General features: G+C 41.0%; 15 protein-coding genes. 7 read left to right on the top strand and 8 right to left on the bottom strand.

Features of this window, described 5'->3' with window-relative positions:
* Window positions 1-26: 26 nt before the first annotated feature.
* Window positions 27-1,133, bottom strand: a complete 1,107-nt coding sequence (locus tag LF822_RS12805) for an MDR/zinc-dependent alcohol dehydrogenase-like family protein (protein ID WP_371925909.1) — start codon at window positions 1,131-1,133, stop codon at window positions 27-29.
* A gap of 261 nt (window positions 1,134-1,394) precedes the next feature.
* Here LF822_RS12805 and LF822_RS12800 point away from each other — a divergent pair, with 261 nt between their 5' ends.
* Both LF822_RS12800 and LF822_RS12795 read left to right on the top strand, forming a co-directional pair.
* Window positions 1,395-2,174, top strand: a complete 780-nt coding sequence (locus tag LF822_RS12800) for a DeoR/GlpR family DNA-binding transcription regulator (protein ID WP_253924459.1) — start codon at window positions 1,395-1,397, stop codon at window positions 2,172-2,174.
* Window positions 2,175-2,245: 71 nt separating this feature from the next.
* The gene (locus LF822_RS12795) at window positions 2,246-3,013 is read left to right on the top strand and encodes a GolD/DthD family dehydrogenase (RefSeq protein WP_253924458.1); all 768 of its coding nucleotides are present in this window, start codon (window positions 2,246-2,248) and stop codon (window positions 3,011-3,013) included.
* A gap of 189 nt (window positions 3,014-3,202) precedes the next feature.
* Here the strand turns inward: LF822_RS12795 and LF822_RS12790 are convergent, their stop codons facing one another.
* Window positions 3,203-3,493, bottom strand: a complete 291-nt coding sequence (locus LF822_RS12790) for a hypothetical protein (protein ID WP_253924457.1) — start codon at window positions 3,491-3,493, stop codon at window positions 3,203-3,205.
* A 507-nt stretch (window positions 3,494-4,000) separates the two neighbouring features.
* Here LF822_RS12790 and LF822_RS12785 point away from each other — a divergent pair.
* Both LF822_RS12785 and LF822_RS12780 read left to right on the top strand, forming a co-directional pair.
* Entirely contained in the window at window positions 4,001-4,513 is a 513-nt protein-coding gene (locus LF822_RS12785; RefSeq protein WP_253924456.1) for a DUF3231 family protein, read from the top strand.
* Window positions 4,514-4,620: 107 nt separating this feature from the next.
* Complete coding sequence (locus tag LF822_RS12780) at window positions 4,621-5,055, top strand: YndM family protein (protein ID WP_253924455.1); 435 nt, start codon at window positions 4,621-4,623, stop codon at window positions 5,053-5,055.
* Window positions 5,056-5,216: 161 nt separating this feature from the next.
* Here the strand turns inward: LF822_RS12780 and LF822_RS12775 are convergent, their stop codons facing one another.
* The 3 genes from LF822_RS12775 to LF822_RS12765 form a co-directional block, all read right to left on the bottom strand.
* On the bottom strand, window positions 5,217-5,951 hold the full coding sequence (locus tag LF822_RS12775; protein ID WP_253924454.1) for a YqjF family protein: 735 nt from the start codon (window positions 5,949-5,951) through the stop codon (window positions 5,217-5,219).
* A 70-nt stretch (window positions 5,952-6,021) separates the two neighbouring features.
* Window positions 6,022-6,444, bottom strand: coding sequence for a CBS domain-containing protein (locus LF822_RS12770; protein WP_253924453.1), 423 nt, complete (start codon window positions 6,442-6,444; stop codon window positions 6,022-6,024).
* Window positions 6,445-6,665: 221 nt separating this feature from the next.
* A complete protein-coding gene (locus LF822_RS12765; RefSeq protein WP_253924452.1) occupies window positions 6,666-6,953 on the bottom strand; it encodes a YrhK family protein in 288 nt (95 codons plus the stop codon).
* A gap of 322 nt (window positions 6,954-7,275) precedes the next feature.
* On the opposite strand from LF822_RS12765, the gene LF822_RS12760 reads away from it, so the two are divergent.
* The gene (locus tag LF822_RS12760) at window positions 7,276-8,370 is read left to right on the top strand and encodes an NAD(P)/FAD-dependent oxidoreductase (RefSeq protein ID WP_253924451.1); all 1,095 of its coding nucleotides are present in this window, start codon (window positions 7,276-7,278) and stop codon (window positions 8,368-8,370) included.
* Between the two features lie 123 nt (window positions 8,371-8,493).
* Here LF822_RS12760 and LF822_RS12755 read toward each other — a convergent pair whose 3' ends face one another.
* The 3 genes from LF822_RS12755 to LF822_RS12745 all read right to left on the bottom strand — a co-directional run bounded on the left by LF822_RS12755 (window position 8,494) and on the right by LF822_RS12745 (window position 10,037).
* Window positions 8,494-8,709 (bottom strand): hypothetical protein, encoded by a 216-nt coding sequence (locus LF822_RS12755; protein WP_253924450.1) that lies wholly within the window; start codon window positions 8,707-8,709, stop codon window positions 8,494-8,496.
* Window positions 8,710-8,817: 108 nt separating this feature from the next.
* Complete coding sequence (locus tag LF822_RS12750; RefSeq protein ID WP_253924449.1) at window positions 8,818-9,471, bottom strand: AraC family transcriptional regulator; 654 nt, start codon at window positions 9,469-9,471, stop codon at window positions 8,818-8,820.
* Between the two features lie 5 nt (window positions 9,472-9,476).
* Entirely contained in the window at window positions 9,477-10,037 is a 561-nt protein-coding gene (locus tag LF822_RS12745; protein WP_253924448.1) for an alpha/beta hydrolase, read from the bottom strand.
* Between the two features lie 359 nt (window positions 10,038-10,396).
* Between LF822_RS12745 and LF822_RS12740 the strand changes: the two genes are divergently transcribed.
* Together LF822_RS12740 and helD are read left to right on the top strand one after the other, a co-directional pair.
* Window positions 10,397-10,498, top strand: coding sequence for a YjcZ family sporulation protein (locus tag LF822_RS12740; RefSeq protein ID WP_253924447.1), 102 nt, complete (start codon window positions 10,397-10,399; stop codon window positions 10,496-10,498).
* A gap of 340 nt (window positions 10,499-10,838) precedes the next feature.
* Window positions 10,839-13,181, top strand: a complete 2,343-nt coding sequence (helD, locus tag LF822_RS12735) for an RNA polymerase recycling motor HelD (RefSeq protein ID WP_253924939.1) — start codon at window positions 10,839-10,841, stop codon at window positions 13,179-13,181.
* Window positions 13,182-13,388 lie beyond the last annotated feature (207 nt).

The following is a 13,388-nucleotide window of genomic DNA, read 5'->3' as shown; positions in this document are numbered from 1 at the left end:
TTTCCCCCGATCCCTTTAAGTTTTTATTATGGCTCCAAAATGACCTTCAACGATTTATCGCCTTTCTTCATTAACTCAAAGCCTTCTTCAAAATCTTCAAGCTTTAATTGATGGGTGACCACATTTTCTGTTGGATAATCTCCATTGGCGATCCCTTCAATGACTAAAGGATAGCAGTACGGACCTAAGTGAGAACCCAGGACATCAAGCTCTTTTCGATCGCTGATAATACTCCAATCCACAGACACCGGTTCACCAAATACACTGAATTCTACAAAACGTCCTAATTTACGTATAGCGTGCAGACCCTGCTCCACTGATTTCGGATGCCCGGTAGCTTCAATATAAATGTCACAGCCGTACCCTTCCGTCATATCCTTTATCTCCTGAACGACATCCACCTCGCTAGGATTAAGTACCAGGTCAGCTCCAAACTGTTTGGCCAATTCTAAGCGGTCCTCTTTTAAGTCTAAGACTACTACCTTTCCAGCACCTGATTTTTTAATAGCTCCTACCATTCCCAGGCCTAGTGTTCCTGCACCTGATAGCACGACTACGTCTCCCAGTTCAATTTGAGCCCTTTGTACGGCATGCAGACTGCAGGCATACGGCTCGATCAATATAGCTTGTTCAATAGGAAGATTTTCTGGTACTTTGTAGTTAATCGCCTCTTTTGTGAATTTCATATACTCTGCCATTCCACCATTTACGTTCTTCTGGAATCCATATAAATCATGCTTCTCACACATCCAGTATTGGCCTCTGTTACAGAACCTGCAATCCCAGCATGGTACAATCTGCTCGGAAATGACACGATCTCCAACTTCAAAACCTTCAACTGCGTCCCCTTTTTGTACAATGCGAGCAATAAACTCATGGCCGGGGATCATGGGTGCTTTTATATAAGAGGGCTGATGTTCATCTCCCCAGAAGCTGGGCGCGCCATCATATGCTTTAATATCCCCTGCACAGATTCCACAGGCTTCCACTTTCACAATGATTTCTTTTTCATTTTCGAGTTTTGGTGTTTCAACTTCCTCAAAACGATAATCTTTCGGACCATAAGCAACTACTGCCTTCATTGTTTCCGGAATAACCTGTGGCTTCTGTTGTTTAGCTAGCATTTCTGTCATTTCGTCTCTCTCCTTTTTATAAATAGATTCCTCTGCAAACAAAAAACTCACTGATAATGGATGTTTTTGTAACCGGTTACAACCATTTGCACTTAGTTTATCATTATTTTTTGTTTTGTCAATTATATTTTTGAATATTTTCATAAATATAAGATAAACTAACAAAACGAAACTAAACGAAAATAAAACCATTTTAACATTGATAAAAAAACACAAATGAAATATCATTAGGTTACTATTAAAAATAAGGATGTTTAGCACATGAAAATGTTTGTAAGCGAAAGAAGAAACAAAATTATGCAGCTACTAGATGAGAAAAAACGTGTAACAGTGAAAGAGCTGGCTGCCCATATCGGAGTATCCGAAGCTACATTAAGGACCGACCTGAACAGAATGGAAGAAGACGGACTTCTTAAGAGGACACACGGAGGAGCTATCTTGAATGAAGCCTCGGATAATGAAACCAGTTTTTCAGCAAGAGAAAAGAAAAACAGGGAAGAAAAAACAATAATAGCTGAAAGCGCATTTGAACTTATTGAAGAAAAGCAGTGCATCTTACTGGATGCGAGCTCTACAGCACTGGAATTAGCTCGTTACCTTAAAAATCAACCGATCCGTTTAACTGTGGTAACCAGCGGAGTACTTACTGCTCTGGAATTAAAAGAAAATCCTGATATCACTGTTATTTTAATAGGAGGCGTGGTCACTAACCGTTCTTCTTCTATAGAAGGAACATTAGGATTGTCTATATTAGAACATGTCCATATTGATATGATGTTTACATCAGGGAATGGTTTTTCAGTAGAGAGCGGTCTGACGGATTTCAATCTATATGAAGTTGCTTTAAAAAGAGAATTAGTAAAAAAATCTAATAAAATCATTGCTCTCGTCGACTCGTCTAAGATCGACAAGGCTTCCAGCGCCGTATTTGCAACACCTGAGGAAATAGATATTTTAATTACAGACAATGTGACTAATGTAGAACTCTCTACGAAATTAAAAGAGAAAAATATAGAATTTATTACACCAGTGTTTAATTAGGAAACGGTTTGTCTCCTGTTAATACTGAAAATAAAATTGAAAGCGTTGACAAAAAGAGAGGAGTAATAGAAGTGGATTTTAAAGGTTTTGACAAAAATTTCAACATTGATGGAAAAACAGCAGTTATTACCGGGGGTGCAAGTGGGATAGGAAATGCCATTGCTTCTTTATATGTAGAGAAAGGAGGCAATGTTGCTCTCTTAGATATTAAAGACAATGTCAACGAGGAAGCGAAGAAATTAGATTCAGAGAGAGCCATCGGCATTCAATGCAACATCATGGAAAACGAAAGCATTGATCATGCGTTTAATGAAGTTAGAAGTCGTTTCGGTACTGTAGACATTTTGATTAATTCCGCCGGAGTGGCATTACTTGATGACGCTGAGAACCTTTCCGACGATTACTGGCAAACGACGATAGACCTTAATTTAACAGCTTCCTTTAAGATGTGCCAAAAAGCAGGCAACGTGATGATTGAACAAGGCCAAGGCGGAAAAATAATTAATATCGCTTCTCAAGCCGCACTAATAGCCTTAGACAATCACGTTGCTTATTCAGCGAGTAAAGCAGGGATTGTCAGTATAACTAAAAGCCTTGCCTATGAATGGGCGTCATTTAATATAAACGTTAATGCCATATCACCAACTGTAATACTTACTGAATTAGGCAAAAAAGCCTGGAGTGGAGAAAAAGGGGAAAAAGCTAAAAAAGAAATCCCTCTTGGACGCTTCGGTTATCCCGAAGAAGTTGCAGCAATTGCTTTGTTTCTAGCAAGTGATGCCACAGACTTAATTACAGGTGAAAACATTGTTATTGACGGAGGAAACACGATTAAATAGAATTGCCACCTCCGCCCCGTTCTACTGCTCTTAATAGAAGCAGGGTGGCCAGCAGCTCTAAAATAACTCATCCTTTAGACCCAAAACTAAACAGGATGGGTTATTTTTGTTGGTGGAATTGAAAAGTACAATTTGCCTTTCAAAATTTAATTCGTTATTGTCTGCCACAATCTCCCCTAGAAACCCAGTCTATTCTTTATGTTCAAGCTCCCCTTTGGACTTCATTAGCACCGAGCCATCACTCGACATAAAGTCAGGAGCAGCGGTTCCAAAATACGACTGGCCATTCACGTCCAATAAATTCAGACGGATTTCATTATTTTCCTCTAACGAAAACACTCCTGTGTCATGAACTTTAGCTAAGCTCACTCTCCAGTTCGCATTTTCACTTTTATCGTCAATTATAAGTAACCCTTTGGAAAAGTTAATTTCGGTACTATCTTCCATGTTAAATGCTTTATTCAGCTTGATGTTTTTCATTATGAATCAGCCTCCTCCCCTCTATTATTCCATATGTGCAGATTTTTTTCCTGCCCGCCTCATAAGGAGATATAAAAAAACATTCCACCAGCTGCTGGTGGAATGTAAAATCTGAACTATTGTGCGATCAACACAAATACAGGCCGATGACCGTATCGCGATAGACCATGCGTTTTACAAGCGCATTAAACCCCACTATTACGTTTTTCTTTTGAAAAAGTTTCATCGTTATATTTTTCTTAGCAATCGAATTGCAGGAAGTGGCTTCCACTTCAAGAAGAGTGACTCCACTGCCAGATAGCCGGGAGCAATTCAGATGTACAGCACCCAATGCCTTATGGTAAACCCCGTAAAACTTCTACCGGCACCAGCCGATGGATATGATACACCTCCAACTAATAATAAATAAGTTTAATTCTTTCTCACTCCTTTTCCATTCGTGTGAATATTAAAAATGCCTGTAGGAACAATAGAAAGGTACTATCATTATTCAAAAGGAGTGAGCTTATGGGCATACTATCAGGTAACCCCAAAAAACAACCGCTTCATTACGGAGAAGTATTCGGAATGTGGTCCTACCTTGTAACTGCCAAAGGAAATTACGCAGCATTTCAAACGTACATCAACCACACAGGCGACAAAGAACTTAAGCAATTCCTTGAAGAATTAACTCAAGGAATTAAACAAGAGGTAGAGGGAATAGAAGAAGTTCTGAAAACGAACGGAATTGCTTTACCCCCAACTCCGCCGGAACGCTCATTAGCAGATTTAGAAGAAATTCCTGTCGGTGCAAAATTCAGTGACCCAGAAGTGAGTGCCATGGTTTCAACAAGTATAGCGGCAGGACTAACAGCATGCAGTAAGATAATTTCTGAATGTACAAGGGAAGACATCGCTATGCTGTTTGGTCAATATCATATGAATAAAGCTCAGGCAGCTGCTAAAGCTTTAAGGCTTAACAAAGAAAAAGGCTGGATTATACCTCCTCCACTTCATACTAAAGTTCCTAACCAAGATTAATTCGATAATAAAAGAGCTGTACTGCCAACTTAGAGTACAGTTCTTTTTTATGTTCGAATAAAAATGGGAGGGATTACAAAGTATAGGAGATATAGGAGGTGAACACAGTGGAAAATATAAAACTAATGGGCATGAAGTTTTTGTTTAGTTTAGCCATTCTCTATATTATTCTGGGGCTGGGGTTTGGAATTTCTTTTGGCAGCGTGTTCTTAATCACATTAGTTCTTGGGATCGTCTCTTATGTACTTGGAGACCGTATAATCCTGCCAAGAACCAGCAACACCATAGCCACCATATCAGATTATGTGTTAGCATTTGTTTTAATTTACTTAATGACCGATGCGATTACCGTGGAAGACGATGTATTCACAGCTACACTTATTTCAGCCTTCTCTTTAGCTATCTTTGAATATTTCTTCCATCAGTCTGTAGGCAGAACGCTGGATGATAATGGAGAACGTAAAGGCGCTAATAAGACGACAGGGCAGTTGAGCATGGAAGCTTCCGAGGAAATCACACCTTATGATAAAAACAAGCGATAGAGGAAGCCAGGCTGTCGAGTAACTCTCGACAGCTTTATTTATGGAAATGTCCATAAATCGGTGTAAACGCCCATAAAATAGATTTTTCGCCCACAAATTGTGTTTTTAGCCCATAAGAATCTCTAAATACCCCTAAACTTCATTTTTCGCCAATAAGCCACTTAAATCAGATTGATCGGCCAGAATAACGCCCGCTTCTCACAAACATAATGCATGAGAGGAGATGATGCGGCCATCTCTTTAAAAGTAAACGGGGTTAAATGATAAGCTTCAACGTCAGCCTGCGCCTTCTGAATCTCCCATTTCGTATGGTGGATTCCTACTTCCACAAGGAAACGGCCGAATGCACTCCACGCGTAGTACCTTTCCAGCAGCCAATGCTCAAGAGAAGTTTCGTGAGGTAAGTACTTTTCTGAAGAAGGGTGGTATTCTCCTTGAAAAAGGGAACCTGTCCTTCCCTGGCGCTTACTGTAAAACTTCAGATGGTCTCCTATTTTCTCCATATTCATCCTTGCATAATAATAAGGCAGCGTTGTCGCTCTCGCTCCAATTACTGCAAGCATGTTACTGGCGTCTAAGCTGAAAAAATACAGACCTGATCTCCCGTTATGCTTTACATACGTTCTTACGTTTAGTTCCAAGTAAGTATTCAATTTTGGAAAAGGCGGCAGGTGTCTCCAATGCATATCACTGATTTCAAATGGGAGAACAGTGACCCAGGCATCTCCTTCGTACGTGTCTACTGAAAGGCTGTTGGGGATGTAAAGCTCGACTACCTCTTTTGCTACAGGTAAATGTATGAATAATAGGTGTTCCCATTTCTGAGTCATCACCCATGGACCTTTTGGTAAAGGTGCGCTCCGATGGTCTATTTGTTGAAGAATGTGTTCATCCATGCCCTTGGCCCTCCTATTTAAAAAAGGTACGCTGCGACTGCTCCAGCGTACCTTTTCCCGCCTGTCACTCTTAGTTGTTTCCTTCTCCCTTAGAAACTTCACGTACAATTCCTGCTGCCGCTTCATCTATGCCATGCCAGCCAATGTCACCGAGCGTAATGACGCCTTTGATCGAAGTATTCTCGACAATGAGAAGTCTTCTAATTTGATGTTCCTGCATTAAGCGGGCGGCTTCTTCTATCTCCATCTCCGGGTAACCTGTAATAACCTTCTCCGTCATCACATCGGACGCCATAATTTCACCTGAAGAACCCTTCGCCAAGCCATTAACAACAATATCCCGATCCGTCACTACACCAACGAACTCTTCTCCGTCTACAATAGGTACAAAACCGACGTCATCATCTCTCATCATTCGAGACAGGGTCGCCAGGTCATCCGAGGATTTACAACTCGTAAGGTTTGTCGTCATCACATCTTTTACTTTACTCATTGCTCTTCCACCTTTCATATTGTAGTGACTTCTATATTTTAGAAGTTTCCAGTAAACGGGAAAATTAAACCTTTAATAGTTAAAATGCTTGTTTGTGCCTATGGTTTTAGCACTAAGTGTGGGTAATCATTAAAACGGAGGAAAGAATAGAATTATTGTGCTGATTTCCTGTTTATACTCGGCAGTGGAGAAATAAATCATGAAGCTTCGCCCCATGATTTTCATTCGCCCTCTGTGGAATAATTTGTTTTGCCCTCATTTTTTAAAGTAAGATCATGAATAAACTTCAATACAGGACGCGTACCAAGGAACAGACTGCCCAAAAGGTAACATAAATTACCATATAACGCGGTAATGGAAAAGAAATTAAGCGAACTGCCGGTAATAAAAAATACTCCTACCAGCACATCATTAGAGAGAGAAATAAACTTATATCTTTTCCTGAAAAAAACACGAAACCTCCCCGCCTTTAAGTCTAAATAATTATTGTCTTCTCCTAACTTAGGCATCCTCCAGCCCCCTTTCATTAGTAAGTGGCGACCAAAGTGGATATCAGCGAAAATAAAATTATATCAGCGGAGATCTGAAAATATCAGCGATCTTCCAAAAATATCAGCGGTTTTTGTGATTTATCAGCGACTTTCGAAATATATCAGCTCTTGCTTTATCACGAAGCCAATTACAATTTTCATTAACCTCTTTTATTACTATCTAAACCCTGCCTTAGTATGAGACCCTGCCGTTAAAAAGCTTTCTAAAGTAGTCACCAGATGCATGAACTTCACACTTCAAGCAAAAGCTATATTTAAAACTTTTAAAGAGGTGTTCACAGTGGATATTGCCATTATGGGGGCTGGTTTATCAGGATTAGCATGCGCGATCACTTTAGAAAAACACGGGATAACACCTCATATTTTCGAGGATCGAAGCCGCGTCGGTGATCGATTTGTTAACGGGGAAGTCATGCTGTCTATGTTCATCTATCCCCAAATTGACTGCATTGCTTATTTCTCTGAGAAACATGATATTCATTTAAAACCGATTGCACCGCTTCAAAAGTTAGAATTGTATTCCAAGAACGAAAAGGCTACCTTAACAGGAAAGCTCGGCTTCTCTAACATACGCGGGAGAGCAGAGGGAAGCTTTGAATCCCAATTAGAGCAGCAGCTGGAGAATTCTTCGATCCTTTTTAACTCTCCCCGTTCGTATGAGGATCTGGTCAGACAATACACGCATGTCGTGATGGCTGCAGGAGACGGAGCGTACGCTAAGAAAACGAAAAACTTTAGGGAAGACCTTACCGTTTCAATAAAAGGCGCCACTGTAGAAGGTAAATTCGATCGGTATGCCGTTATGTCATGGATGAACTATGACCTCACCCCCTATGGAGTAGGGTACCTTATCCCTTTTTCTGACAGCCAGGCCAATTTAACAATAGCCCTCCCGGATATCCCGAAGAACCTGGATATTGACATGACTCAGCAGTGGGAAAGATTTCATTCCCACGTCAGTTCACAGTTAAAACAGGCTCTTCCTATCACCGATGAGTTTCAAATTACGAAGTATATGATGGGAATTTGCAATCACGCCCGTATTGGAAATACGTTTTACACCGGAAATTGTTACGGAGCCCTTATGCCTTTTATGGGATTCGGCCAGTACTCGTCAATATTGAGCGGCATCTATGCAGCCTATGATATATGCGGACTCGGGAGGTATGAGGATTTAATGAAACCTCTCCGAAAGAGCTATGAAAACTCCCTAGTTCTGCGGAAAACGTTAGAAACGCTGTCTAATGATACTCTGGACAAAGTCGTGCGCTCCCTCGACGGCTATTTAGGAGACAAGATTGTTTCTGACCTGCCAATTGATCCTCTTAAAGCAGCGAGCTTTTTACTCCGTCCTTACACAAAGTTAAAAAAATAATTTACCACGTCTGCTCAGAAAAAGCCGGGATGATGTTCATTCCCGGCTTTTTCTGCTGAATCTCAATTCTATGTTATGTAGGATGGTTTCCACGCCAACAGTTCTGACATTAACAGGGAATCCTTACCCTTCCATTTTCCGGGCGATTTCTTCTGTGGCTACTGTTTTCCTTTGATAAAGCTCTAAAAATTCACCTGCACCTAATAAGAGGCAGGAACCTATAATTATACGAATGGTACCTTCCAGTGACGCAATTCCTGTCATTCTTAATTCATAGAGACTCCATATGCCTGCTCCTATAATGCCCAGCCAGCCGATCACCTTTAGTAAAACACTCATCAAATATCCTCCTTTTATGGAACCGTTGTGTTAAAATCCCGTATGTTACAGATCCGGTCTCATTAAGTAAACAGGCCAGGCAGGAGGGGAATGCTTTGAAAGAGTCATTCAAGCATAACTGGCTCTTACACGTCTGATCAACTTTAAATATTGCACATCGCCGAGCCCGTAGTTTCGAAATTCCCCGATCATCTGCTGCACCAGTTTCTCCTCAAGCACATGAGAATGCTCCTCAACAAACCGGACCAGAACGTTATCATCCCAATAATCTAAGTATAATTCAATCCCTTTTCGCAAAGGATGAGGGATCATTTCTGATGGTGACGTTTTATCGAGAAGAACCTGCTTGTATGTCGTGTGCCAGCCTGATACGTTAAGGGTGTACGAAGCGATCGGCTCGAATTGAGGATGGACGAGGCGAAGCTCCGCTTTATCCAAATAATGCTGTTGATCCAGCCAGGCCAGCATGGTCAGGAGGTTGATTTGACAAAACATATCCTCATCGAACCATAAATCGATCCGGTCGACCGGGTGTTCAAAAGCGAGCTGGAGCGGTTGTAATGTAATTCTACTATACTCCTCAGGGCCGACCTCATGAGTAAGTGCCCTCTTCTTCACGAACTCCTCTGAAAAAATATCCTCGCACAATTCCCCTTCACACATCGCCTCATTAAAAGGAACCATAGGCTCGCCCTTGAGGAAGTCTGTTCGTTGAAAGTACTTTTTCATTTCTTCCCCATTTAAAATATGTAACGTTTCCATTTTCACTACGCTCCCTGCCACAAAGCATTAATATCTTGAATTAATTCGGGAAGTTCATTCTGAAACAAATGGCCGCACTGATCGAATATTCTAGTCTTTGCGTTGGGAAGCTTGTGTGAATAGTGCTCTAAGTGAGAAAAAGGCACCACCTCATCATTACGGCTGTGATACAAATAAATCTGCTGAATGCAGGAAAGACGTGATGAAAAGTCATCGCTGAGCTGAAACTCTTTAAACGGCCACTCCTCATCCAATCCCCAACAGGGTGATCCCATCACGAATAAGCCGGAAATAGACAAGGAACACGCTTCCTCCGATAGGTACTTCAGAAGAACAGATCCACCCAGTGAATGACCGATCAACGTAATATCCTCCTGTAAGCCGGCGAGCTGTTCATTCAGTACGCTCCTCCACTGTTCATAACTCGGATTTTCAGGAGAAGGCATGACCGGCGCATAAAAATGAGATTCCAGACGAAGTGATTTTTGTAAGTAATCCAGGAGCTGGCTGCTGCCCTGCCCGTTCCCCTGAGGACCTGCACTATGAATAAACAACACGTTTTTCATGTCTTATCCTCCTGCACCTTTAATATTAGCCGCCCAGATACTTATAAGAGATGAAAATATAATACATTCTCACGTTTATTGTCCTATGCGAGCGTTTAAATCGCGTGTAAATTTTATTTAAAAACCTTGTATGAATAATTTCTTTCCAGTTTAACCATAATAATGAACGGAACCGGCTGGCCTTATTTTATTTCAGTGTACACGTCCGCCGGCTGGTTCCTCCCTTCAATTAAGTTTCGTCTCCATTATCCAGGGCTGTATGCCCTGGACTTTTTTAGTTCATCCATGACATCCGCCTTTCCCAATCCTGATTTGGACACATACCTTACCGTATCGAATAGCTAAGGTGGTGAGTATAAATGAGTTACGGTTGCGGATACGGCTACAGAGGTGGCGGTTTTGCCTTAATAGTGGTGTTGTTTATTCTTTTAATTATCGTTGGCGCGGCATTTGTTAAGTAATAACGGTTAATTGGTAACACCCACACCACCTAAGATCATCACCCCAAGAGCCAGGGAATTCTCTGGCTCTTTCGTTTTTAATATTTGTGCACTTATAAGGAATAAAGACCTTGTAAATCAAAAAAACCAACTGGTCTCAGTGCTCAGTTGGTTTTTCATGTAAAAGTAATGCGTTTACTTCATATATAAATACTTATTGCATTAAAGAAGTTTTTGTGTTAAATTTAACTATTGACTCTTATATTTTTGAACTACTATATAGTTTTTCCTATTTTATATTATATCGCACAATTCATACGGAGTCAATCCCAAATCTGCATTTTCTTAAGGAGTGGTCGATCTGAGCAAAGAAACCCAGAAAGAGCAGGAGTATTTAAATAAGGTGATGGGGACGATCGCTAAGCAAATAAGAGAGGTTGAAGCAGATACTGCCAAGCGCAAAGAAGAAGTCATTTATATCCGTAAGCACTTCTGGGATGACCTTAAGATTAATATGGATACGTTTGACGATTACCTTGAGACGATTATCGGGATGAGGCAGATGACGCAGGATTTGTCTGTAAGTCACGGTACACATAGACACGCCTTTAATAGACTGGCGAGGCTTAAACGAATAGAAAAAACACCTTATTTCGGCCGGATTGATTTCCTTGAAGAAGCATCCAGCGCCGCGGAACAAATTCATATCGGTGTTTCGATGCTTACAGATGAAACGGACGAAACTATACTTGTTTACGACTGGAGAGCCCCGATTTCAAGTGTTTATTATGATTTTCCTCCTGGACCGGCGGAATATTCAACTCCCGGCGGTATCATCTCCGGGGAGCTTGAGAAGAAATGGCAGTATAATATCAGCAATGGTGTGATCGAGTCCATGTTCGATACGAGTCTTACGATTGGCGATGAGATACTCCAGGAAGTGCTTGGTAAAGGCTCCAATAAACATTTGCATAGTATAGTTGCAACCATTCAAAGAGAACAAAATAAAATCATTCGAAACGTTCGCGGCAGGCTTTTAATAGTGCAGGGGGCAGCGGGGAGCGGCAAGACTTCAGCTGCTCTCCAGCGCATCGCTTATATTCTTTATAGGTACCGGGAATCTCTGAAGGCAGATCAAATCATTTTATTTTCACCTAACAACATGTTTAGCAGCTATGTATCTCATGTGTTACCCGAACTTGGAGAAGAGAATATGCAGCAGGAAACCTTTCAGGATTACCTGGAATATCGACTGGACCGCTCATTTACTATTGAGGATCCTTATGAGCAATTGGAATATTTGCTCGAAGCTGCGGATGACTCTCTTTATCATACAAGAAAAGCCAGCATTCAATTTAAAGCTTCCTCCAGCTTCTTTGAAGGGATTAAAAGGTACCGGGAAATCTTAGAATCCACGGGAATGATTTTTAGAGGGATTAAGTTTCGCGGCCAGACTCTCGTGTCCTCTAAACACATTACAGACATTTTTTATAGTAAAGACACGTCTCTCCGCTTTCTAAATCGAATTGATAAGGTAAAAGAGTGGCTGATGAAAGAGCTAGATGAAACTGAACAAAGGGAAGTAAGTAAGCCCTGGGTACAGGAAGAAATCGAACTGCTCAGTAAAGATGAACTTCAGAAGGTTTACAATCAATTGGAAACAACAGAAGAGTTTAATGAGGATTCCTTTGAATTTTACAAAAGAGAGAACAAGATGCTTGCTCGTATGATCGTACGGCGGAAGCTGAAGCCTTTGCGTAAAAAGGTAAAAGCCCTTCAATTCATCAACATTAAAGAGTTATACAAGCAGCTTTTTGAGAATTCTATGAGCACCAGGATATGGAACGAAAAAGATATTCCTGCAGGATGGAGCGAAATTTGCTTTTTGACAAGACAGATGCTGAATGAAGATAAGCTTTACCAGGAGGATGCCACCCCATATTTACTGCTTAAGGAACTCATTCAAGGCTTCCAGTCCAATACTTCTATTAAATATGTGCTGATAGATGAAGCACAAGATTATTCTGTGTTTCAATTCGAGTTTATCAAGAGGTTGTTCCCAAGTGCCAGGATGACGGTACTGGGGGACTTTAACCAGGCCATATTTGCACACTCTGATCATTTTGCAGACTTTAATTCTCTAACCAGTTTATATGGGCCTGGTAAAACAGAACGTATCACGTTAGATCGAAGTTACCGATCGACCAGGCAGATTATTGAGTGTACACGTGAAGTTGTTCCAGAAGGTGAACAGATCAAGGCTTTTGACCGGGAGGGTGAGAAGCCAATACTTACCAGCCTGAATGATCATACTCAACTTCACGAAGAAATCGCATCCAAAGTCGAAAACTTGCAAAAACGTGGATATCAGTCGATTGCAATAATTTGTAAATCTGCTGCAGAAAGCTCGTCTGCCTATCAATCTCTTCGTACTATAAGAAATCTTAAGCTCATTAAGAAGAACTCCGATGAATATGAACAAGGTGTTATTGTTATCCCGGCTTACCTGGCAAAAGGGATCGAATTTGATTCTGTCATTATTTATAATGCTTCAAATAAAAGATACGGGGAAGAGAATCTGCGCAGATTGTTTTATACGGCGTGTACTCGAGCTATGCATCATCTGCAAATCTATAGTGTTGGAGAGCCAAGTCCCTTTTTAAAGAATATTACTTCTGAAAGATTGCTGATCACTCAGGACTAAAAACATATTCTGAACATAATTGACCCCATCATTCTCCTTGCATGATCAAGTGAGAAGAGTTTTAGGTAACGGCTCCCTTTCTACGGGCGAATGGTGTGCCTCCTGGGTCTTTATCAGCCCTCAGGCGGCCCACCTTATTCGTCTCCCGCGGAAGGAGTCTCACCGTTTCCTAAAAACCATTTTTCGATATTTGTGACTAACAGACTT

This window comes from Halobacillus sp. A5 (assembly GCF_024189315.1).
Lineage (GTDB): Bacteria > Bacillota > Bacilli > Bacillales > Halobacillaceae > Halobacillus_A.
The sequence above is the reverse complement of the archived record's forward strand: the minus strand, read 5'-3'. Positions and strand labels throughout refer to the sequence as shown.

Excerpts from the sequence above, each read along its gene's own strand:
- LF822_RS12805 (WP_371925909.1), bottom strand. The coding sequence starts at position 1,133 with ATGACAGAAATGCTAGCTAAACAACAGAAGCCACAGGTTATTCCGGAA.
- LF822_RS12800 (WP_253924459.1), top strand. The coding sequence starts at position 1,395 with ATGAAAATGTTTGTAAGCGAAAGAAGAAACAAAATTATGCAGCTACTA.
- LF822_RS12790 (WP_253924457.1), bottom strand. The coding sequence starts at position 3,493 with ATGAAAAACATCAAGCTGAATAAAGCATTTAACATGGAAGATAGTACC.
- LF822_RS12785 (WP_253924456.1), top strand. The coding sequence starts at position 4,001 with ATGGGCATACTATCAGGTAACCCCAAAAAACAACCGCTTCATTACGGA.
- LF822_RS12775 (WP_253924454.1), bottom strand. The coding sequence starts at position 5,951 with ATGGATGAACACATTCTTCAACAAATAGACCATCGGAGCGCACCTTTA.
- LF822_RS12770 (WP_253924453.1), bottom strand. The coding sequence starts at position 6,444 with ATGAGTAAAGTAAAAGATGTGATGACGACAAACCTTACGAGTTGTAAA.
- LF822_RS12765 (WP_253924452.1), bottom strand. The coding sequence starts at position 6,953 with ATGCCTAAGTTAGGAGAAGACAATAATTATTTAGACTTAAAGGCGGGG.
- LF822_RS12755 (WP_253924450.1), bottom strand. The coding sequence starts at position 8,709 with ATGAGTGTTTTACTAAAGGTGATCGGCTGGCTGGGCATTATAGGAGCA.
- LF822_RS12750 (WP_253924449.1), bottom strand. The coding sequence starts at position 9,471 with ATGGAAACGTTACATATTTTAAATGGGGAAGAAATGAAAAAGTACTTT.
- LF822_RS12745 (WP_253924448.1), bottom strand. The coding sequence starts at position 10,037 with ATGAAAAACGTGTTGTTTATTCATAGTGCAGGTCCTCAGGGGAACGGG.
- LF822_RS12740 (WP_253924447.1), top strand. The coding sequence starts at position 10,397 with ATGAGTTACGGTTGCGGATACGGCTACAGAGGTGGCGGTTTTGCCTTA.